The 20111-nt window shown below is 58.6% G+C and carries 20 protein-coding genes; 15 read left to right on the plus strand and 5 right to left on the minus strand.

Going from position 1 to position 20111, the window contains the following annotated elements:
• Positions 1 to 359: 359 nt before the first annotated feature.
• Positions 360 to 1553, plus strand: coding sequence for an MFS transporter (locus CKW18_RS11910; protein ID WP_095188976.1), 1194 nt, complete (start codon positions 360 to 362; stop codon positions 1551 to 1553).
• Positions 1554 to 1609: 56 nt separating this feature from the next.
• Here the strand turns inward: CKW18_RS11910 and CKW18_RS11915 are convergent, their stop codons facing one another.
• Complete coding sequence (locus CKW18_RS11915; protein ID WP_095188977.1) at positions 1610 to 2647, minus strand: dienelactone hydrolase; 1038 nt, start codon at positions 2645 to 2647, stop codon at positions 1610 to 1612.
• 239 nt (positions 2648 to 2886) lie between these two features.
• Entirely contained in the window at positions 2887 to 3498 is a 612-nt protein-coding gene (locus tag CKW18_RS11920; RefSeq protein WP_095188978.1) for an FMN-dependent NADH-azoreductase, read from the minus strand.
• 128 nt (positions 3499 to 3626) lie between these two features.
• Here CKW18_RS11920 and CKW18_RS11925 point away from each other — a divergent pair, with 128 nt between their 5' ends.
• Positions 3627 to 4535, plus strand: coding sequence for a LysR substrate-binding domain-containing protein (locus CKW18_RS11925; protein WP_095188979.1), 909 nt, complete (start codon positions 3627 to 3629; stop codon positions 4533 to 4535).
• Positions 4532 to 4852, plus strand: a complete 321-nt coding sequence (locus CKW18_RS11930) for an MmcQ/YjbR family DNA-binding protein (RefSeq protein ID WP_095188980.1) — start codon at positions 4532 to 4534, stop codon at positions 4850 to 4852. The genes CKW18_RS11925 and CKW18_RS11930 overlap by 4 nt, the downstream gene beginning before the upstream one ends.
• A 151-nt stretch (positions 4853 to 5003) precedes the next feature.
• On the opposite strand, the gene CKW18_RS11935 is transcribed toward CKW18_RS11930, so the two are convergent.
• On the minus strand, positions 5004 to 5432 hold the full coding sequence (locus tag CKW18_RS11935; RefSeq protein ID WP_095188981.1) for a DUF1294 domain-containing protein: 429 nt from the start codon (positions 5430 to 5432) through the stop codon (positions 5004 to 5006).
• A complete protein-coding gene (locus tag CKW18_RS11940; RefSeq protein ID WP_095188982.1) occupies positions 5429 to 6259 on the minus strand; it encodes an undecaprenyl-diphosphate phosphatase in 831 nt (276 codons plus the stop codon). Before CKW18_RS11940 ends, CKW18_RS11935 begins: the two co-directional genes overlap by 4 nt.
• 303 nt (positions 6260 to 6562) lie before the next feature.
• On the opposite strand from CKW18_RS11940, the gene CKW18_RS11945 reads away from it, so the two are divergent.
• From CKW18_RS11945 to CKW18_RS11985, 9 genes are all read left to right on the plus strand, one after another.
• Positions 6563 to 8197 carry a methyl-accepting chemotaxis protein gene (locus CKW18_RS11945; RefSeq protein ID WP_095189058.1) on the plus strand — a complete coding sequence of 545 codons (1635 nt, stop codon included), beginning with the start codon at positions 6563 to 6565 and terminating at the stop codon, positions 8195 to 8197.
• A gap of 167 nt (positions 8198 to 8364) precedes the next feature.
• Positions 8365 to 8928, plus strand: a complete 564-nt coding sequence (gene pnuC, locus CKW18_RS11950; protein WP_095188983.1) for a nicotinamide riboside transporter PnuC — start codon at positions 8365 to 8367, stop codon at positions 8926 to 8928.
• The gene (locus tag CKW18_RS11955; RefSeq protein ID WP_095189059.1) at positions 8925 to 9449 is read left to right on the plus strand and encodes an AAA family ATPase; all 525 of its coding nucleotides are present in this window, start codon (positions 8925 to 8927) and stop codon (positions 9447 to 9449) included. Before pnuC ends, CKW18_RS11955 begins: the two co-directional genes overlap by 4 nt.
• Before the next feature lie 358 nt (positions 9450 to 9807).
• On the plus strand, positions 9808 to 10257 hold the full coding sequence (locus tag CKW18_RS11960) for a hypothetical protein (RefSeq protein ID WP_095188984.1): 450 nt from the start codon (positions 9808 to 9810) through the stop codon (positions 10255 to 10257).
• Position 10258: 1 nt separating this feature from the next.
• Positions 10259 to 10831, plus strand: coding sequence for an adhesin (locus CKW18_RS11965; RefSeq protein WP_095188985.1), 573 nt, complete (start codon positions 10259 to 10261; stop codon positions 10829 to 10831).
• 68 nt (positions 10832 to 10899) lie between these two features.
• On the plus strand, positions 10900 to 11889 hold the full coding sequence (locus CKW18_RS11970; RefSeq protein ID WP_095188986.1) for a heme utilization protein: 990 nt from the start codon (positions 10900 to 10902) through the stop codon (positions 11887 to 11889).
• A gap of 63 nt (positions 11890 to 11952) precedes the next feature.
• Positions 11953 to 12633 carry a C39 family peptidase gene (locus tag CKW18_RS11975; RefSeq protein ID WP_095188987.1) on the plus strand — a complete coding sequence of 227 codons (681 nt, stop codon included), beginning with the start codon at positions 11953 to 11955 and terminating at the stop codon, positions 12631 to 12633.
• 44 nt (positions 12634 to 12677) lie between these two features.
• Complete coding sequence (locus CKW18_RS11980) at positions 12678 to 13424, plus strand: hypothetical protein (RefSeq protein ID WP_095188988.1); 747 nt, start codon at positions 12678 to 12680, stop codon at positions 13422 to 13424.
• A 45-nt stretch (positions 13425 to 13469) separates the two neighbouring features.
• Complete coding sequence (locus CKW18_RS11985; RefSeq protein ID WP_095188989.1) at positions 13470 to 14777, plus strand: transporter; 1308 nt, start codon at positions 13470 to 13472, stop codon at positions 14775 to 14777.
• Between the two features lie 84 nt (positions 14778 to 14861).
• Here CKW18_RS11985 and CKW18_RS11990 read toward each other — a convergent pair whose 3' ends face one another.
• On the minus strand, positions 14862 to 16187 hold the full coding sequence (locus CKW18_RS11990) for a sigma-54 dependent transcriptional regulator (RefSeq protein ID WP_095188990.1): 1326 nt from the start codon (positions 16185 to 16187) through the stop codon (positions 14862 to 14864).
• A 357-nt stretch (positions 16188 to 16544) separates the two neighbouring features.
• Here CKW18_RS11990 and CKW18_RS11995 point away from each other — a divergent pair, with 357 nt between their 5' ends.
• The 3 genes from CKW18_RS11995 to nhaB all read left to right on the plus strand — a co-directional run bounded on the left by CKW18_RS11995 (position 16545) and on the right by nhaB (position 20007).
• Complete coding sequence (locus CKW18_RS11995; protein ID WP_095188991.1) at positions 16545 to 16811, plus strand: hypothetical protein; 267 nt, start codon at positions 16545 to 16547, stop codon at positions 16809 to 16811.
• 281 nt (positions 16812 to 17092) lie between these two features.
• Complete coding sequence (locus CKW18_RS12000; RefSeq protein ID WP_095188992.1) at positions 17093 to 18382, plus strand: delta-60 repeat domain-containing protein; 1290 nt, start codon at positions 17093 to 17095, stop codon at positions 18380 to 18382.
• Positions 18383 to 18504: 122 nt separating this feature from the next.
• Positions 18505 to 20007: a sodium/proton antiporter NhaB gene (gene nhaB / locus CKW18_RS12005; RefSeq protein ID WP_095188993.1), complete on the plus strand. Its 1503-nt coding sequence runs from the start codon at positions 18505 to 18507 to the stop codon at positions 20005 to 20007.
• Positions 20008 to 20111: the final 104 nt, after the last annotated feature.

Genomic DNA, 20111 nt, shown 5'->3' on the forward strand with positions numbered 1-20111 from the left:
TTGAAAAGGTCGCCGAGGTCGAGCAAGTCCTGTTGAACAGACATAAAAAATCCGATGCCAGAGATCTGACATCGGATTTTCGAAGAAGCCCGGCGAGGATTCAAATGCTTAAGTGAACAGCATTACGTCCCTGTGACGGGGCTTTTTGCATTCTGGCGTGAGCGATGCGGTGGTGCGGATACTTCGCGAGCAGGCTCGCTCCCACAGGGGGATGCATTTCAAATGTGGGAGCGAGCCTGCTCGCGAAGGGGCCGTCAGCAACAACATCAACCCTCAGGAAAATAGTTAGCCTGCTTTCTTTTATTTCAGGCCCACGCCATGATGCGAACTCTCCCACCGCCGCCCGCGAACGAGTGCTCATGTCTGCGCAGCAACTGCCCCCGCAAAGCTCCATGGCGATCACTCTGCAGATCGTCTCCATCGTTTTCTATACCTTTGTTGCCTTCCTGTGCATCGGCCTGACGATTGCGGTGTTGCCCGGTTACGTGCATGAACAGCTGGGTTTCAGCGCGATCATTGCCGGACTGGTGATCGGCTCACAGTACTTGGCCACCCTGCTCTCGCGGCCAATGGCCGGGCGGATGTCGGACACGGTCGGCACCAAACGGGCGATCGTGTACGGCTTGCTGGGGATCGTGCTGAGTGGCGTATTGACCCTGGCGTCCACACTCCTGCAGGACTTCCCGCTGCCGAGCCTGTTGATTCTGATACTGGGGCGTTTGCTGCTGGGCATCGCACAAGGGTTGATCGGTGTCGGCACGATCAGTTGGTGCATGGGCCAGGTCGGTGCAGAACATACGGCACGGTCAATCGGCTGGAACGGCATCGCGTCTTATGGCGCGATTGCCATTGGCGCGCCGCTGGGCGTGGTGATGGTGGCCGAATACGGCTTTGCCAGCCTTGGCATTGTCTTGTCGCTACTGGCGGCGGGGGCACTGCTGTTGATCCGCAACAAACCGTCGGTGCCGGTGGTGCGTGGCGAACGGCTGCCGTTCTGGGCGGTATTTGGCCGCATAGCACCGTATGGCGCCAGTTTGAGCCTGGCTTCAATCGGCTACGGCACGCTGACCACGTTCATCACCCTCTATTACCTCAATCGTGGCTGGAGCGGCGCAGCGTATTGCCTGACGGTGTTCGGTGTGTGTTTCATCGTCTCGCGGTTGATGTTCATTTCTGCGATCGCGCGTTTTGGCGGCTTTACCTCGGCGATCATCTGCATGAGCGTGGAAACCGTAGGCCTGGTGATGTTGTGGCTGGCGCCCTCCACGGCCTATGCGTTGATCGGCGCGGGATTGGCCGGATTCGGGCTTTCGCTGGTGTATCCGGCGCTGGGGGTCGAAGCCATCAAGCAGGTGCCCAATTCCAGCCGCGGTGCCGGGTTGAGTGCTTATGCGGTGTTCTTCGATCTGGCGCTGGCGGTGGCCGGGCCGTTGATGGGTGCAGTGGCGTTGAATCTGGGGTATTCGTGGATTTTCTTCAGTGCGGCGCTGTTGTCGGTGACGGGTTTGGCGCTGACCCTGCTGCTCAAGCGCCGGGCGATGATCCAGCATTGAAATACGATCAAATGTGGGAGCGGGCTTGCTCGCTCCCACAAGGGTTCTGCACCTGACTATTGATCGGCGGTTTGCATCCCCGCCCGCGTCGGCCTGCCCAACGTATGCGCAAAGAACCGCCCGGCCTCGGAAATCAGATTGCGATGAATATCTTCGCGATCAACCCCATCAGCATCCGTACACAGTGCCGGCATGGCGCGAATCTGCTCTTCGTTGCACGGCGCCATGAACACGAAGTGCCCTGCCCCGGCCAGTAACTTGAAGTCTGGTGCGGTCGGCAGTTTGCGCGCCAGGGCGGCAGCGTTTTTATCGAAGGCGACGAGTTTGTCGCCATCGCCGCTATAAAGCAGCACAGGCACATGCACGTCGGCGAGGGTATGGCGACCGAATTTCAGGCTCAGTGGCGCCATCAGCAACAGGGCATGCACGCGTGGGTCAGCCACCGGTTGCAAGTCATCACGGTCAACGATGAGTTCGCCTTGGGTGTTGCACGCGTCACGGTCGTCCGGACGCTCCTGGCAATAGCGGCGCAGGCGATCAAGATCCGGTTGCGCCCCCGACAGGATCAACGCTGTCTCGCCCCCGGCGGAATAACCGATTACCCCGACTTGATCGGCGTTGACGAACGGCGCCAGCATCGAATCGCCGAGGGTCGCGGTAATCGCTTCGGAAATCTGGATTGGCCGCCCATAGAGATTGCTCAGCGTGCCGAGGCGGCTGTGGTCTTTGGAGTTGTCGCCGGGGTGAATCACCGCCACCACCACGAAACCCTTGCGTGCCAACGACGTGGCAAGATCGTGCAAGGCCAGCGGCGTGCCGGTGTTGCCATGGGAGAGCATCAACATTGGGAAACGGCCGATGGCGACTTTGGTGTCCTCGCCGGCCTCCACTGAATAACCTTCGAGCAGGCTCAAGTGTTCGCGATCACTGGAGGGATAAAACGCAATGGCGCGCATCGGTTGCAGATCGAGCGGATCGAGAAAGGTCATCTCGTGGTAACCGACACTCCAGACAGGATGACGCCCCGGCGCAGCTTGCACTGAATTCAGGCTGCCGAGCAGGCAAATCAGTAACGTTGCACAAAGACGCATCATGGGCTGCCCCCCCCCTGTTGTTACTCAATCGAATGATCCGTTGCCTTGTAAAGGCCTCAAACGCCGGGGATTCGGTGCTCCAACACGACGCTGCACTCAGACGCTGAGCGTTTGAGTGCATAACCCGGGCCAGATTATGTAACAGCCAGAAACAAAAAACTCCGCATCTGGCCCTTGCGGAACCAGAATACAGAGTTTTTCGGGGATTGCCTGACCCCGCGCTGTTCTTTACGCAGGCCTTACGCAGCGGCGAACAATTGCTCGCTGATCTTCGCTTGGGCAGCGGTCATGGCGTTGTTGCGTACTTCGTCGCCATACGCCAGGCCTTCGGCACGGACGATTTCGATGTCGGTGATGCCGAGGAAGCCCAACACCAGCTTCAGGTATTCCTCGTGGGCGATGCCGCTGGCCTGACCGGCATGGATGCCGCCGGCGGTGGAGACGATCACCACTTTCTTGCCACCGCACAGGCCTTCAGGGCCGGCTTCGGTGTAGCGGAAGGTCTGACCGGCTACGGCAACGCGGTCGATCCACGCTTTGAGTTGGGTCGGCACGGTGAAGTTGTACATCGGTGCAGCGATCACGATGGCGTCGGCGGCTTTGAACTCGGCCAGGGTCGAAGCGCTCAGTTCGGCTTCGTGCTGCTGGGCGGCGTCGCGCAGTTCAGCGGTGGTGCCGGCGGCGACCAGGGTGGTCGATGAAAAGTGGCTGATGGCGTCAGCGGCCAGGTCACGGTAGGTCACCACGGCGCTTGGCTCAGCGGCTTGCCAGGCTTTGACGACTTGGCTGCTCAACTGACGGGAGGCCGAGTTGTCGCCCAGAATGCTCGAATCGATATGCAGCAGTTTCATGTGGAATCCCCTGGAATGAATCGCCGGTGGCGACGGAATGGAGACAATCCTACGCAACAAACCAATAGCTGATTAGTCGCCGACAATGCGATAGTTTGTCCCACTGATAGAACAGTCGGATATCAACCATGCAAGATCTGAACGATCTCTACTATTTCGCCAAAGTCGTCGAGGCTGGCGGCTTTGCGGCGGCCGGGCGATTGCTGGGCATTCCCAAATCGCGGCTGTCGCGGCGCATTGCCGAACTGGAAGAACGTCTCGGTGCGCGTTTGCTGCAACGTACCACCCGGCAGTTGAATCTCACCGCTGTCGGTGAGCGCTATTTACGCCACTGTCAGGCGATGTTGCTGGAAGCTGAAATGGCTGACGAGGCAGTGGCCAGCATGTCCAGCGAGCCGCGCGGACGCTTGCGGGTGTCCTGCCCCACGGGGCTGGCGCGGGAAATGTTGCCATGGGTGATCAGCGAATTCCTCGGCAAATTCCCTCAGGTGCAACTGGAAGTCGTCCTGCTCAATCGGCGCGTGGATCTGGTGGCTGAAGGCTTCGATGTCGCCCTGCGCGTGCGCGAACTCGGAGATGAGGATCCGTTGCTGGTGACCCGGCGTCTGCGCCAGGCACAAGTGGTCGTGGTGGCCAGCCCGGCGTTTGCACAAGCTCAGGCCATCAACCATCCGCAAGACCTGAAGAACCTGCCGGTACTGGGTGCGCTGGAGGCTGATCGCATGGTTCATCTGCGCCTGTTCGATCAACACGGTGAAAGTTTTGAGTTGAACATGGAAGCACGGCTGGGCATTGATGACTTTATTGTGCGCAAGACCTGTGTGCTGGCGGGCCAAGGCTTCACCTTGCTGCCGATGATGTACTGCGAGGAAGAACTGCTAAACGGCACACTGGTGCAACTGCTGCCGGAGTGGTCGTTGCCCGGTGGCTGGTTGCAAGCGGTGTACCCGCATCGGCGCGGGGTGATGCCGGCGGTGCGTGCGTGGATCGATCACCTGGTCGAATCGTTCAATGCGTGTGGGGAGCGTTTGTTATGAAGGGAAAGATGAGCGAAGCGGACGTTGCGGCGTTCTGCCTGGCGTTGCCCGGTGCGCGCGAAGACTACAAGTGGGGTGGCGTGCGCGTGTTTTCGATTGCCGGCAACAAGATGTTTGCTTTGCAGGGGCTGCGGGGAGATTCGCTGGCGTTCAAGGTCGACAAGGATCTGTTTCTCGGCCATTGCGACCGCCCGGGCATTCACCCGGCGCCGTACCTGGCCAGGGCGCAGTGGATCATCATGCATCCGCCCTATCCGCTGGGTGCCGAAGAATTGCAGGGGTTGCTGCAGCGCTCGCATCAGTTGGTGGTGAGCTAGCTGCCCAAGAAAACCCAAATCGGCCTGCTGTTGTAGCTTTTGACTATGTGGGAGCGGGCTTGCTCGCGAAGGCGGTGGATCAGTCGTATTGAAGCTCAATGACACACCGCATTCGCGAGCAAGCCCGCTCCCACATTGTTCAGTGCAAGGCTTAAAACAGGGATAACAGGTTCGAGCCGAGGAATATCTGGTCGATCCAGAACACCTGATGCAACACGACAATCACCCAGAACAGCACCTGGAACGACACCTTGCGCGTCTTGTGCCGGAACACTTGCTGAGCGATCAGCGCGCCCGGCCAGCCGCCGGCCAGTTCCACTGCGTGGAGGATGTTCTCCGGCGTGCGCCAGGCGTCGGTGCGCGCCTTGCGCTTGTCGGCCCAATACATGAAAAACGCCAGCACGCTGACGATTCCATACGCGGCCAACGGCACCAGCGAAATCCCGCGCAGCCACATCGACAGCGAACCGAACAATGGCAGCGCGCAGACGATCAGCAGCACCACCAGTTTAAGTTTCAGGTTCTGAATGCTGCCACCGGACGGACGACCTTCAGGGCGGCGTGCGCGGGAGTCATTCATGGCTTGGTCGCCGACCAGTCCACCCAGCCAAATTGCCAACTGGCCAGAATCACCAGACCGAAGACGATCCGGTACCAGGCAAACGCTGCATAGCTATGGCTGGCGATGAACTTGAGCAGGCCGCGCACTGCGATCATCGCAAAGATGAAGGCGGTGACGAAACCGATGGCGAACACCGGAAAGTCTGCTGGCACAAACAGATCGCGGTATTTGTAGCCCGAGTACACCGCAGCGCCAACCATGGTCGGCATCGCGAGGAAGAACGAAAACTCGGTAGCGGTTTTACGCGACAGACCGAACAGCAGGCCGCCAATGATCGTCGAGCCGGAACGCGAAGTGCCGGGGATCATGGCCAGACACTGGGCGAAACCCACCTTCAAGGCATCTTTCCAGGTGATCTCATCGACCGTTTGCGCATGCACTTCATGCTGACGCTTTTCCGCCCACAACATGATGACCCCACCCACCACCAAAGCCGCCGCCACGGTGATCGGGTTGAACAGATACTCATGAATCAGATCGGCAAAGATCACGCCCAGCACCACCGCGGGCAGAAACGCGATCAACAGGTTAGCGGTAAAACGCCGCGCGCTCGGCTGAGTCGGCAAGCCGACCACCACATCGAAAATCTTGCGACGAAACTCCCAGACCACCGCGAGAATCGCGCCGAGCTGGATGATGATGTTGAACGCCATGGCCCTCTCGCCGCCGAAGTCGAGCAAGTCGGCAACAATGATCTGGTGTCCGGTACTGGAAATAGGCAAAAACTCCGTCAGCCCCTCTACAACTCCTAGTATCAGTGCCTGCAAGGCCATCCAAAGATCCATCAATCCCCCAAAGAGCGATGCGCGCGGGCATGCCCCGATAGTATTTTTTTACGTTCACTGCGATCAGCGTAGCTGGTTTTGCTGTACCGATTCCGCGCGCACAGGATCCACACGAAACAGTCAAAATTGCGTGAAATATCAACTTGGATTCAGGTTTTCACGCGCGGAGCCGAAATCCTATCAGATAAGCCTTAATAGTGCTGCGGCGTTATACGACTTGGGTCGCGTATGCCCGATCACTGAAAACGTGATTGGATGCTGGCGTTGATTTATTACAAGAAAAAAATCCGGAGTGACAGCGTTATGAACAGCTTGCGCAGTGTGTCGATCAGCCGACGCTTGTGGCTCATCTTGATTGTGGCAGTGGTCATGTTGCTGACCTTGGGCGTGTTGATGCTCAAGCAGATTCACGATGACCTGTATCACGCCAAGGCCCAGAAAACCCAGCATGTGGTGCAGACCGCCAGCGGTTTGTTGAGCTATTACCACGAACTGGAAACCACTGGCACTCTGACCAAAGAGGCCGCGCAGAAACAGGCGCTCACCGCCATCCGTGGCCTGCGCTATGACCAGAGCGACTATTTCTGGATCAACGACCTCACGCCCGTGATGGTCATGCACCCGACCAATCCCAAACTCGAAGGCCAGAACCTCTCGGCGATCCGCGACCCGGATGGTTTTGCGGTGTTCAACGAGATGGTTGCCATTGCCAGGTCCAAAGGCGCCGGCATGGTCGATTACCGCTGGCCAAAACCGGGTGCCAGTGAGCCGGTGGCCAAGACCTCCTACGTCAAACTGTTCGAGCCGTGGGGCTGGGTGCTCGGTTCCGGGGTGTACGTCGATGATGTGCAGGCCGAATTCAAGAGTCAGGTGATCAAGGCGACGGTCATCGGCTTGGTGATTGCCGTGATCATGGCGTTGCTGGTGATCCTGATCGCCCGCAGCATCGTGCGCCCGTTGCAGGAAACCGTGAACGCCATGGCCAATATTGCCAGCGGCGAAAGCGACCTGACCCGCAGCCTCGATACCCACGGCAAAGATGAAGTCACCGAGCTTGCCCATCACTTCAACGCGTTCACCGCCAAGTTGCGCCGGGTGATCGGCGACTTGCAGGTGTCGGCCAGCGCACTTGGCCAGTCGTCCAGCGAGCTGGGCAACGATGCCTCCCAGGCACAGCAACGCAGCCAGCAACAATCGCAGCAGATGGAACTGGTGGCCACCGCGATCAACGAGGTGACCTACGGCGTTCAGGACGTGGCGAAGAACGCCGAGCATGCGGCGGCAGAAATGCGCGACGCCGAAGCCCAGGCCCAACAGGGCCAGATCAATATCGACGGCAGCCTGCAACAGATCGACAAGTTGTCCGGGACCATTGATCAAGCGGTGGAAGTGATTCGCACCCTGGCAGCCGAAAGCACTCAGATCGGCAGCGTGCTGGAAGTGATCCGCTCGATTGCCGAGCAGACCAACCTGCTGGCGCTCAACGCGGCCATTGAGGCGGCGCGGGCCGGCGAACAGGGTCGCGGCTTTGCCGTGGTCGCGGATGAGGTGCGTTTGCTCGCGCAGCGTACGCAAAAGTCGACCGCGGAGATCCAGACGATGATCGAGCGCCTGCAAAACCACTCCGAAGCGGCGGTCAAGGTGATCGGCGACAGCAGCAAAGCCTCACAACTGACCATCGAACAGGCCGGGCTCGCGGGTGCCAGCCTGAATGCGATCGGTCAGGCGTTACGTAATCTCAATGGTCTGAATGCCTCGATTGCCAGCGCCACGCTGCAACAGGCGCATGTGGTCGAGGACATCAACCAGAACGTTACGCAAGCGGCCGGGCTCTCGCACAGCACGGCCATTGCGGCGGAACAATCGAGTGCGGCCAGCCTGAAACTTGGCCAACTGAGCGAACAACTCAACGCCCTCCTGCGCCAGTTCCGCGTCTAACCCAAAAACTGTGGGAGCGAGCCTGCTCGCGAAAGCGTCATGTCAGTTAATGCTTCCTTTGCTGACACAGCGCCTTCGCGAGCAGGCTCGCTCCCACAGGGTTCTTCTGTGTTCTGGCCAATACAGTACAATCCGCCCCCTTCTTTCACTCCCCCCAAGGAACCCCCATGTCCGGGCTTGAACTGTTTGCCGCCGCCCTCGGCGTGATCGCCGTCTGGCTGACGGTCAAACAGAATCCGTGGTGCTGGCCGATCGGGCTGGTCATGGTGCTGCTTTATAGCTGGATCTTCTTTGAAGTGAAGCTGTACTCGGACATGTTGCTGCAAGTGATCTACGCCGCGCTGCAGGTTTACGGCTGGTGGCAATGGACCCGTGCCGGGACGATGCATGACGGCCGCGCCGTTACCCGCCTTGATCGGCAATCGGTAGGGCTCGGTTTGGCTGGCGGTGCCGTCGGCAGCTTGTTGCTGGGGGCAGCCATGGCGCATTGGACTGACGCCGCGCAACCGTGGCTGGATGCGGCGCTGACCGGTTTCAGCCTGGTCGCGCAATTGTGGATGGCGCAAAAGCGCCTGCAATGCTGGGCGTTGTGGTTCGTGCTCGACGTGATTTTCGTCGGCCTGTTCCTTTACAAGGGCTTGTACCTCACCGCAGCCCTGTACGCGTTGTTTACCCTGATTGCCATTCAAGGCTGGCGCGAATGGCGCGCCGACCCGGCGCTGCGCACATGAAGGTCGTGGTTCTGACCGGTCCGGAGTCGACCGGCAAGAGCTGGCTGGCGGCGGGCCTTCAGCAACGGTTCGGCGGCTTGCGGGTGGACGAATATGTGCGCTTTTTTATCGAGCAGAATCCGCGCGATACCTGTCTGGCCGACATTCCCGAGATCGCTCGCGGCCAATTGCAGTGGGAGGATCAGGCGCGGGCGCAACGGCCACCCCTGCTGATTCTCGACACCCATTTGCTCAGCAACATGCTCTGGAGCCAGACCCTGTTTGGCGATTGCCCGGCGTGGCTCGAGCCGCAATTGCTGGCCCGGCATTACGACCTGCACCTTTTACTTTCCCCCGAGCAGATCGACTGGACCGATGACGGCCAGCGCTGCCAACCGGATCTGCAAGAGCGTTTGAGCTTTTTTAACGCCACTGCCGCCTGGTTGGCGCAACACCGCCAGCCCGTCCGGATAATTCAGGGCAGTTGGGCCGAGCGACAGGCGCAAGCCTTTGCAGAGGTCGAGCGCTTGTTGCACGAGTGACCCTGCTTTTTGGGTCATCCGCCCCAGCGTTTTCCCCTGTTATGGGGGCAAAGTGTCCATTCCTGAAACACTCGTGCGCCTGCAAAGTGGCCGTTTCAGCGGCCTTCATGGCTTTGTCATGCGCCTTGTTACGCTGATGAAACACATCCCCGCAAACCCTTGTTCCAGAGCTTTGCTCAGCCAATAGACACGTCGCCGGAACGCGGTGTGTTTCAAGGTTGAAACAGCATGTTGGTCAGTCTGCCGTCTCGATCAGGCAAGCCATTGAAATAACTGAAAAACTCAAAAGCGGCACAGCTTTCGCTCTCTCCTTCCCAACGCTGACAAGTTGCAGCCCGCTGAAGAAGGAATTGCCGCCGTGGGGAACTTCAATAAAAGTTTGACCTGCCTACTGCTGATTGGATCAGCAGCCAGCGCATTCATCACTTCTAACGTTCAGGCCGAAGGCAATGGCGTGATCGTGCTCAATCGCGATGTTCAGCCGATCCCTATCGGTCGCAGCGGCGGCAAAGACCCCTATCCGACCACAGTCAATGCCAACCCTTCCGCTCGCATTAACCAGGCGATGGGCAGTACCGAACTCAATGACGGTGAGTTTGCCAGTGTTGCCAGTGGCTCTTCGATTCGCGGCAACATCACCACCCCGACGGCGAACATGCCCGGCATGAACACTCTGACCAATCCCAATGGCCTGCCCGGCATGAACGGCGGTCACGGCGGCGGTGCTGGCAGTTCAATCTCCAACACGGTCAATCGCGCAATGAGCTCCGGCCTTGCTCCGCTGACCCGCATGGCTGGAGGCCAATAAGATGAATCGCACCCTTGTGCTGCTCGCCCTTCTCGGCTGCGCCAACGCGATGGCCGACTCCAACTCGGTTAACAACGCGAACATTCAGGACACCGGCATCCAGTACCGCGGCAACTACAACGTCAACCAGGCCGCCGGTGACCAGATGCAACAGGCCAACACCAAGGCCATTGCCATCGGCACTTCGGCCAGCGCCACGACCAACGTCCGGCAGCACCTCGATACACCCGCCAGTGCGGCGACCAATGCCAGCGCAACCATTGGCGGCAACTCTTTCAGCAACGGCAACGGGATCCTGGGCGTGAACCAGGGCGCCGGGGCCAACAACCAGATGGCCAACGTGACGCGCGTCAGCATCAGTGCTGCCCCGCAGAGCGTTGACGACAGCGCCCTTTCGCAACAGAACGTGGCGTTTTTACCGAGCTCAGGAGCAACTGGTACCTCACCCGGCAGTCGCCAGGTCACGACAAGTGATCAGGCCTTCACCGGCAGCCGCGGGGTAATCCAGGTGAACCAGAGTGCCGGGGTGGGGAACCGAATGGCTAACACCCTGAGCATCCGGGTCGCAGACTGACCCAAATAAAAAGCAGTGCAATTAGAAAGTACCAACACTTAACCAACTAATAAGCACGGAGAAACACCATGAAACCTACAATGGCTCTCAAACCACTGGTTTTCGCACTTGCAGCAGTGATGGCAATCGCAGCACAGGCAGGCGGTCGTGATAACGATCATGGTAACGGGCACGGCAACGGCCATGGCAATAACCAGCCTAAAGGTCCTTCCCTGGAACAACTGCTGCAAATTACCGCCGGCGCCGGCGCCGCTGTTCTTGATGCGCAAGACAGCGACGGCAACGTAGTGAAAAACCAGGGCACTCTGAACAACGCAAATGCCAGTGACTCGCTCAATGGCTCTAACGGCAACATGGGCGCCAACGTTGCAGCCGGCGACGGAAACCAGCAGGACAACGCTGCTGCACTGGCTACCGCTGATGAAAGCTTCATCTTCGGTACTGCTGTTGCTGCCTCGAGCGCGACTCAAGTCAACAATAACAACTATGTGAAAAACTCGTCTACCTTCAACAACGCCACCCTCAACAACGCAGGCAACAATGGTTCCGGCAACATCGGCATCAACGTGTCTGCTGGCAACTTCAACCAACAGAAAAACAACCTGGCGATTGCCGTGTCCGGTGGCCGTGTAGCCACAGCCGCAGCAGCCGCCAATCAGTCCTCTACTGGCCTGGTTGTCGAAAACAAAGGCGTGCAGACCTACAAAACCGACACCCTCACCGGCACCTACGCGGCCGCTGGCGTGTTCAAAGCCAAAGGCACTGCAACCATCGAAGACGACAACCATGGCGGTTGGGATAACCGTGGCGGCGGCCACGGCGGCAACGATGACCAGAAAGCCAAGTTCGAAGCCGTGGGTACTTTTGGCCTCGCTGGCGTAACCACCCAACAAGTGCTGACCAAAGATGGCTGGAAAGCACCTGTCGTCAACAATGCCAACATGACCAACTCGATGAACAACTTCTCCGGCAACGGCGGAGCCAACGTCTCGGCGGGTGTGGGCAACCAACAAAGCAACTCGCTGTCCATCGCTGCTGGCTGCAAAGCCTGCATGTAATCGCGATCGAAACGAAAGCCCCGGAAACGGGGCTTTTCCTCAGTCCGTAAAGGCGTATCGATCATGCGTAAGACTGCCCTTCTCGCTCTGCTTTGCCTGTCTGGCCTGACTCAGGCTGCCCAGATGCCTATCGCTGCCCTGCCAGGTGGCGTACTCGTCTACAAGAACGTGCAAAGTATTCGTGAGCGCAAGTTTGCCGACATCGTCGAACAGAAAACCGACTTCAGTTGCGGCGCCGCCGCACTGGCCACGGTGTTACGCCAAGGCTATTGGCTCGACGTCGATGAGGAGCACATCATCAAAGGCATGCTGGTCAACGCTGACCAGGACCTTGTTCGTACTCAGGGTTTTTCCATGCTCGACATGAAGCGCTACATAGAAAGCATCGGCATGCGCGCCAGGGGCTACAAGATTCCACCGGAAAAACTCGACGCGGTAACAATACCGGTGGTGGTACTGATCGAAATTCGCGGCTACAAGCATTTCGTGGTGTTGCAGCGTGCGGACAAGGATTGGGTTTACATCGCAGACCCGGTTCTGGGCCACAAACGCTACTCCCATGATGACTTTGTCAAAGGTTGGAACGGCATTGTCTTCGCCATCGTCGGCCCCGGTTATGACAAGGCCAACGCCTTGCGCAGCCCGCCGACACCCCTGACGGCCAAGAACAAGCTGGATGGCTTCAACCCTGTCAAAGATGCTGAATTGATGGACTTCGGGTTCATACAGAGCGACTTCTTTTAATCGCCGATTATAAAGAATGGGGCTGGATGTCCCGGGAGCAGCAAATGAAAACCTCATACTGGCTGGCCGCCGCCTGCCTGGCAGCAAGTGCGTCAGGCTATGCCAATGCAGGATTCAAACCTATCGAAATACAGGACAAGGAACTGTCCGAGCTACGCGGTCGTTACGTCATGCCGGGGCGGATTATCAGCTTCGGCATTGTCATGAGCAGTACCTGGCGCAACGCCAGCGGTGACCTGATCGGCGCATCGACGTCGATGCAACTTCAGGCATCAACCGTAAAACCCGAGTTCTATGTCCAGACAATCAAGGAGCATGGCAACGGCAGCACGCCAACACTGGGCACGGGCAGTGTTATCGGCGGGGCGGGACTTAACAGCAGCCAGGGCGTGACCCAAAGCGTACGCGCCGCCGGCGACGACAACACCGCCAGCAACAACGTCGCGATTAACGTCAGGGAAGCCGCTCAGGCGCCCGCTTTGTTACCTCAGCAGGGGCAGGCGTTAGTGGCTGGACAGACCATCACAGGCAGTAATGCCGCCGGTAACGTTGCGGTTTCAGCTACCAGCGGTGGCGTCCAAATGGCCATTCAGGCTTCCGGCAATCAGGGCACCGCCCTGCAACAAGTCGCCCAGGGTGGCTTGCTGCAGAACACCCGCCTGCTCGGCAGTGCCAACATGGTCAACAACATGACCCAACTCAACGTCGTACTGAACAATAACGGCATGAGCGCCGGCGCACTGGACTGCAACCTGACTCAACTCAGGGCTCTACGCAATATTGGATATTGAACTACGCTGAGTCTCGATCATTGGGCTTAAAGGGACGGCTTATTCATGTATCGATCAGTATCACTGCGTGCCGCTGTATGTCTGAGCACTCTTCTACCGGCGGCGATGCTGCAAGCGGCACCGAACGCCGATGTAGAAGCTCTGAAACAGGAACTTCTGGAGCTTAAGCAACGATACGAAGTACAACAAAAAGCCCTGGCGGTACTTGAGCAGCGAGTTCGCCAGGTCGAAGATCAACCCGTCGCCCCGCCCCCAAAACGTCTGGCCAAATCGCCGTCCGACATGAAAGGCAACCAGAGGGTGGCCGCCGGTACCGGAGCCGCAGCCGCGTCCGGGGGCGCTGCTGGGGGCAGTGGCGCTTCCTACGGCCAATCGCTGGCCGACGATTCGCAACCGGCGCAAAGTGTCTCCAACCTGTATGACGAGGCCAGTGGCTTCTTCGGTGGCGGCAAGTTCAGCGTTGAAACCGGCATCACTTATTCGCGCTACGACACCCGTCAGTTGATTCTCAACGGGTTTCTCGCGCTGGACTCGATCTTCCTCGGCAATATCAACCTGGACCGGATCAAGGCCGATACCTGGACGCTGGATCTGACCGGTCGCTACAACTTCGACAACCGCTGGCAGTTCGACCTGAACGTGCCGGTGGTCTATCGCAGTTCGACCTATCAATCCGGCGGCGGCAATGGCGGTGCCTCCAACGTCACCACCGAGCAGGACGTCGACCGCGATCCAACCATCGGTGACGTTAACTTCGGCATCGCTTACAAATTCCTCGACGAGTCGGTCAACACCCCGGACGCCGTGGTGACCTTGCGCGTCAAGGCGCCAACCGGCAAGGACCCGTTCGGCATCAAACTGCGCCAGACCGATGCCAACAGCAACCTGTTCGTACCTGACACCCTGCCCACCGGCAACGGCGTCTGGTCGGTCACGCCCGGCATCTCGCTGGTCAAGACGTTCGACCCGGCGGTGCTGTTCGGCAGTCTGTCCTACACCCACAACCTTGAAGAGTCGTTCGACGACATCAGCTCCACCGTCAACCAGAAAAACCCGGGCAAGGTGAAGATCGGCGACAGCTTCCAGATTGGTGCCGGTGTCGCTTTCGCGTTGAACGAGAAAATGAGTATGTCGTTCTCGATGTCTGACCTGGTGCAGCGCAAGAGCAAGCTGAAACAGGATGGCGGTGATTGGCAATCGGTGGTGTCCAGTGACGCCAACGCCGGTTACTTCAACGTCGGCATGACCATTGCGGCCACCGACAACCTGACCATCGTGCCCAACCTGTCCATCGGTTTGACCGATGACGCCCCGGACTTTTCCTTCAGCCTGAAATTCCCGTATTACTTCTAAAGCAAAGAGCGCAGCCTGCGACAGCGCCTACACAGGTAGACCCTGTAGGAGCTGTCGCAGGCTGCGCTCTTTTGATCTTCGGTTTTAACGAATCTGATGCTTGTGCAACAAGCGATAGAACGTTGGTCGTGACACACCAAGCACCTTGGCAGCAACGCTGAGGTTGTCACTGTGCCGATTCAACACGTCGCACAGTGCCTGGCGCTCGGCGCGGGTCTTGTAGTCTTCCAGCGTGCCCATGGGTGTGGCGATCGAGTGCTGGCTGATCAGCCCCAGATCCCGCGCCTCGATCTGCCGGCCTTCGGCCAGAACCAAGCCACGGCGCACGCGGTTGGCCAGTTCACGCACGTTGCCCGGCCAGTCATGCTTGCCCATGGCAATCAGTGCATCTTCACTGAAGCTGCGCGGCCGGCGCCCGGTTTCGTGGCTGTAGAAATGGGAAAAATGGTTGGCCAGCATCGACAAATCACCGTGACGTTCGCGCAATGGCGCGGTGACGACTTGCAGGACGTTGAGGCGGTAATACAGGTCTTCGCGAAAGCGCTTGTTCTCGATAGCCGCTTCGAGGTCGACGTGGGTCGCCGCCAACACGCGAACATCCACCGGGATTGGCTGACTGCCACCGACCCGCTCAATGTGTTTTTCCTGGAGAAAGCGCAGCAGATTGGCTTGTAGCTCCAGTGGCAGATCACCGATTTCATCGAGGAACAAGGTGCCACCGTTGGCCGCCTCAATACGCCCGACCTTGCGCTGATGGGCGCCGGTAAACGCGCCTTTTTCATGACCAAACAGCTCGGACTGAATCAGATGCTCGGGAATCGCCCCGCAGTTGATCGCCACAAACGGTTTGCTGTGGCGCTGGGACTGACGATGCAGCGTACGCGCGACCAGTTCTTTGCCGGTACCGCTTTCGCCACGGATCAGCACCGGCGATTCGGTGGGCGCCAGTTTACTGAGCAATTTGCGCAGTTCGCGAATCGGTTTGCTGTCGCCCAGCAGTTCGTGTTCGGGTTGATCCACGTGGATCGTGCCCTGCCCGCGCAGGCGCGCCATGCCGAACGCACGGCCAAGGGTGACCTGCACCCGCGACACGTCGAATGGCAAGGTATGAAAATCGAAAAACCATTCACAGACAAAGTCACCGACGTTTTGTAAACGCAGGACTTCCTGATTGAGCACCGCGATCCATTCGGTACCACTGCGGCTTATCAGCTCCTTGACCGCTTCGGGGCGTTCGAGGTGAAAAGGCTGTAAACGCAAAAGGCCGACATCGCAGCTGCGATCGGCAGCATTTTCCAGCGTACAACTGTCGACATCCCAGCCTACCGCGCGCAAACCCGGTAATAAGCGATGGCAGTCGTCACAAGGGTCGACCACCAGTAAACGTCGTAACGCAGGCGCTTCGATCATGACTGTTCCTTGGCGCCAAATTTTATGAAAAGGTTGTAAAAACAGTCATTTGGCAGACCTGGCTGTAACATTAGCAAGATTTTGACAGGGCCTTGTATCGATTGCTTATAGGTGTACAAGCAAACTCGTTATAAGTAGCGCAGTTGTTAGTCAGCTATCGACTTACGCCCCTCGTTAAAAGCTTTCACCAGGCTTTCAACATCGCTCGTGTAACTCGACAACTGAAAGAAAGTTGAAATTTCTTTGTTTCGTGTGTGACCTGCTCCCCGGTTGCGTGCATCAGTACAAGTAACCAGCCGAACGGTAAGCCCAACCGACGGCAGATCATTTGATTGGGCACTACAGAGAGAAGACCCCATGACCGCCCCGCTCCGTATCAACGAAGCTCTTTTGATTGCCAACCACGCGTTCAAACCTTTCCAGTGCGTGGCCTGGGCACCACAAGACGGCAATGGCGAACTGAGCCTGACCGTTATCGACCGCACCAACTCCCACATCGGTCGTAAACAAATTCCAAGCAGTGCTTATTCCGACCCGGCACAGCTTGAGCAACTTTTGCAGCAAGCCCGCGCCGAACTGAGCGATGAAGGTTACACGCTGCAATCGTGGTCAATGCCACACTGATAACCGGGCGATGCGGATGACTTTTCAGTCATCCGCCCTTCTCGCCTTAGTTGTTCTTGCTTTTTAATTCGCCATGCTTCTGTACAACTTTCAACCGCGCATTCTTGTGTAATTGCTTGGCACGCTTGCGACTGGTTCAAAAAGACACTGTTCTGGCACAGTGCGACCCTCCACCTGTTATTTCTTACAGTTGTACTTCTCCCTGTTCAGGTTTTGAATGTTCCGCTCATGCAGTTACCCGACCGGTATTCGGCTTTGGTCACTCGCAAGGAGATGCGTGCATGTCCAACCAGAACACTTATGCGCTGCCGTCGTTGTTCAATAATGCCGGTCAACTCGACCCGACCTTCGCCGTCAGGGGCGTCGCTCAGGTGTACTTTGCCGACAGCGAGTGCAGCCTGACCCAGGATCTGGCGCTCGATGCCCAAGGGCGGATTCTGGTCGCGGCCAAAGTCGGCGTTGCCGAGGGCAGCCGTTTCGGCCTTGCCCGATTGCTCGCCGATGGCTCCGCCGATCTGTCTTTTGGTGTTCAGGGCAGCGTGATCGACACGTTTGCCAAAGGCTTCGAAGCCATGGCCGGCAAAGTCCAGGCGCTGCCCGATGGACGAATCCTGCTGGCCGGCCTGCATTATGAAAACAGCCGTCGCACCCTGCCCGCCCTCGCCCTGTTCGATGCGCACGGCCGGCCGGATCAATCCTTTGGAGACAAGGGTTACCAAGTGGTGCGCCTGCCGGGCGACTTGTCCATGGGCACCCGCGACAGCTGGCTACCGCCTGGAGTGCCGGGCGCAGAGGCCTGCGATTTTGCGGTGCAGGATGACGGGCACATTCTGCTGATCGCCAATCATCATTTCGAACTCGCCGACCATGCCGGCATGCTGATTCGCCTCAAACCCGACGGCCACCTGGATGAAACCTTCAACGGTCGCGGCTTTGTGATGATCCGTCATTTGTTGCTTAACACCTGGCTCGGCAGCCTGCTGTTGCAGGAGGATGGGCGAATTCTGGTGGGCGGCTCCATCGATTTTCCCCAGGAAGGTCTGCTGGCGCGTTATCTGCCCGATGGGCGACTCGATGAACGCTTTGCAGTGGACGGCTTTATGGCATTCAAGGCTCAGGGCAACAGCGCTCTGGTCAGTCAGATCATTGAGTCCGACGACACGCTGCACTGCTTTGGCAGCAGCCGTGACCCGATCCGCTGTCTGTCCTTCAGCCTGCACGGCAATGGCCGCCCGGATTTACATTGCAATGGCGGCCGGCCGCAGTTGCTGGATATCGGCCCCAGTGGCTGTCAGTGGAGCGCCGCGCAGCGCATGGCGGACGGTCGGATCATCGCCGTCGGCGCGACCATTGGCGGGATTGAGGCGGATTTCATCGTCGCCCGCTATCGGCTCGATGGCAGCCTGGACCCGAGCTTCGGCCAAAGCCGGGGCTGGTTGCGCACGCGCTTGGGACGAAGCCTCGATACCGCCAATTCACTGGCGGTGCAAGCAGAGGGGGCGATTCTGGTCGGAGGCTACTCGCTGGATGGAAATTACCGGGCGATGGTTGCGCGCTACACCAACCTGTAACAACTCGCTTCGTGTAGAAGCTGCCGAAGGCTGCGATAAAGGGCTGTATTCACGCAGTTAAGCCTTGAACTTGGCTGACACATCCGGCAACTTGCGCGCTTCTTTAAAACAAGGAGCAAGCGATGTCCGCTTCAATGGCCCAGGCGTTCGCGCACAATTTTCTCGGGCACTCGCCACGCTGGTATAAGGCGACCATCGTCGGATTTCTGATCCTCAATGCCGTGGTGCTGTTCACCGTCGGCCCTGTCGCGGCTGGCTGGCTGTTGGTGATCGAGTTCATCTTCACCTTGGCCATGGCTCTAAAGTGCTACCCGCTGATGCCCGGCGGCCTATTGCTGATCGAAGCCCTGCTGCTGAAGATGACCACGCCACAGGCGCTCTACGACGAACTGGTGCACAACTTTCCGGTGATCCTGCTGCTGATGTTCATGGTGGCTGGCATCTACTTCATGAAAGACCTGCTGCTGTTTCTGTTCTCGCGGCTGTTGCTGGGCGTGCGCTCGAAAGCGGCACTGGCGCTGATGTTCTGCTTTCTCTGCGCGTTTCTTTCGGCGTTTCTCGATGCCTTGACGGTCACCGCCGTGATCATCAGCGCGGCGGTGGGGTTTTACTCGGTGTACCACCGGGTGGCCTCGGGCAACGATCCACGTCAGGACAGCGAATTCAGCGATGACCAGCACCTGCCAACGCTACATCACGATGATCTGAATCAGTTTCGCGCGTTCCTGCGCAGCCTGCTGATGCACGGTGCAGTCGGCACGGCGCTCGGTGGTGTCTGCACACTGGTGGGCGAGCCGCAGAACTTGCTGATCGGCCATGAAATGGGCTGGCATTTCGCCGAATTCTTCCTGAAAGTCGCGCCCGTATCCTTGCCGGTACTGGCGGCCGGTCTGGTGACCTGCGTATTGCTGGAGAAACTGCGCTGGTTCGGTTACGGCACGCTGCTACCGGACAACGTTCGTGCCGTCCTGACCAACTACGCGGCTGAAGACAACGCCGAGCGCACCTCGCGCCAACGTGCGGCGCTGCTGGTACAAGGCGCTGCGGCGCTGATCCTGATCGGCTGCCTGGCCTTTCACGTCGCTGAAGTTGGCCTGATCGGTTTGATGGTGATCGTGTTGATCACCGCGTTTACCGGGATCACCGACGAGCATCGTCTGGGCAGCGCGTTCAAGGACGCCATGCCGTTTACCGCTTTGCTGGTGGTGTTCTTTGCCGTGGTGGCGGTGATTCACGATCAACAGCTGTTTGTGCCGCTGATTGAATGGGTGCTGGCGCTGCCAATGGATCAACAACCGGGCATGCTGTTTATTGCCAATGGCCTGCTGTCGGCGATCAGTGACAACGTGTTTGTCGCGACCATTTACATCACCGAAGTGAAACAGGCATTTCTGGCCGGGCACATGAGCCGCGAGCACTTCGAGACGCTGGCCATTGCGATCAACACCGGTACCAATTTGCCGAGTGTGGCGACGCCGAACGGGCAGGCCGCTTTTCTGTTTCTGCTGACCTCGGCGGTTGCGCCGCTGGTGCGATTGTCTTATGGGCGGATGGTGTGGATGGCGTTGCCGTACACGATTGTGATGGGGCTGTTGGGCTGGTACGCCGTCAGCTACTGGCTCTAACAAGCACTGAACAAACCTGTGGGAGCGAGCCTGCTCGCGAAGAGGGAGTGACAGACAACGGATTCGTTGAATGACACACCGCTTTCGCGAGCAGGCTCGCTCCC

Source organism: Pseudomonas sp. Irchel 3E19 (assembly GCF_900187585.1).
GTDB classification, from domain to species: domain Bacteria; phylum Pseudomonadota; class Gammaproteobacteria; order Pseudomonadales; family Pseudomonadaceae; genus Aquipseudomonas; species Aquipseudomonas baetica.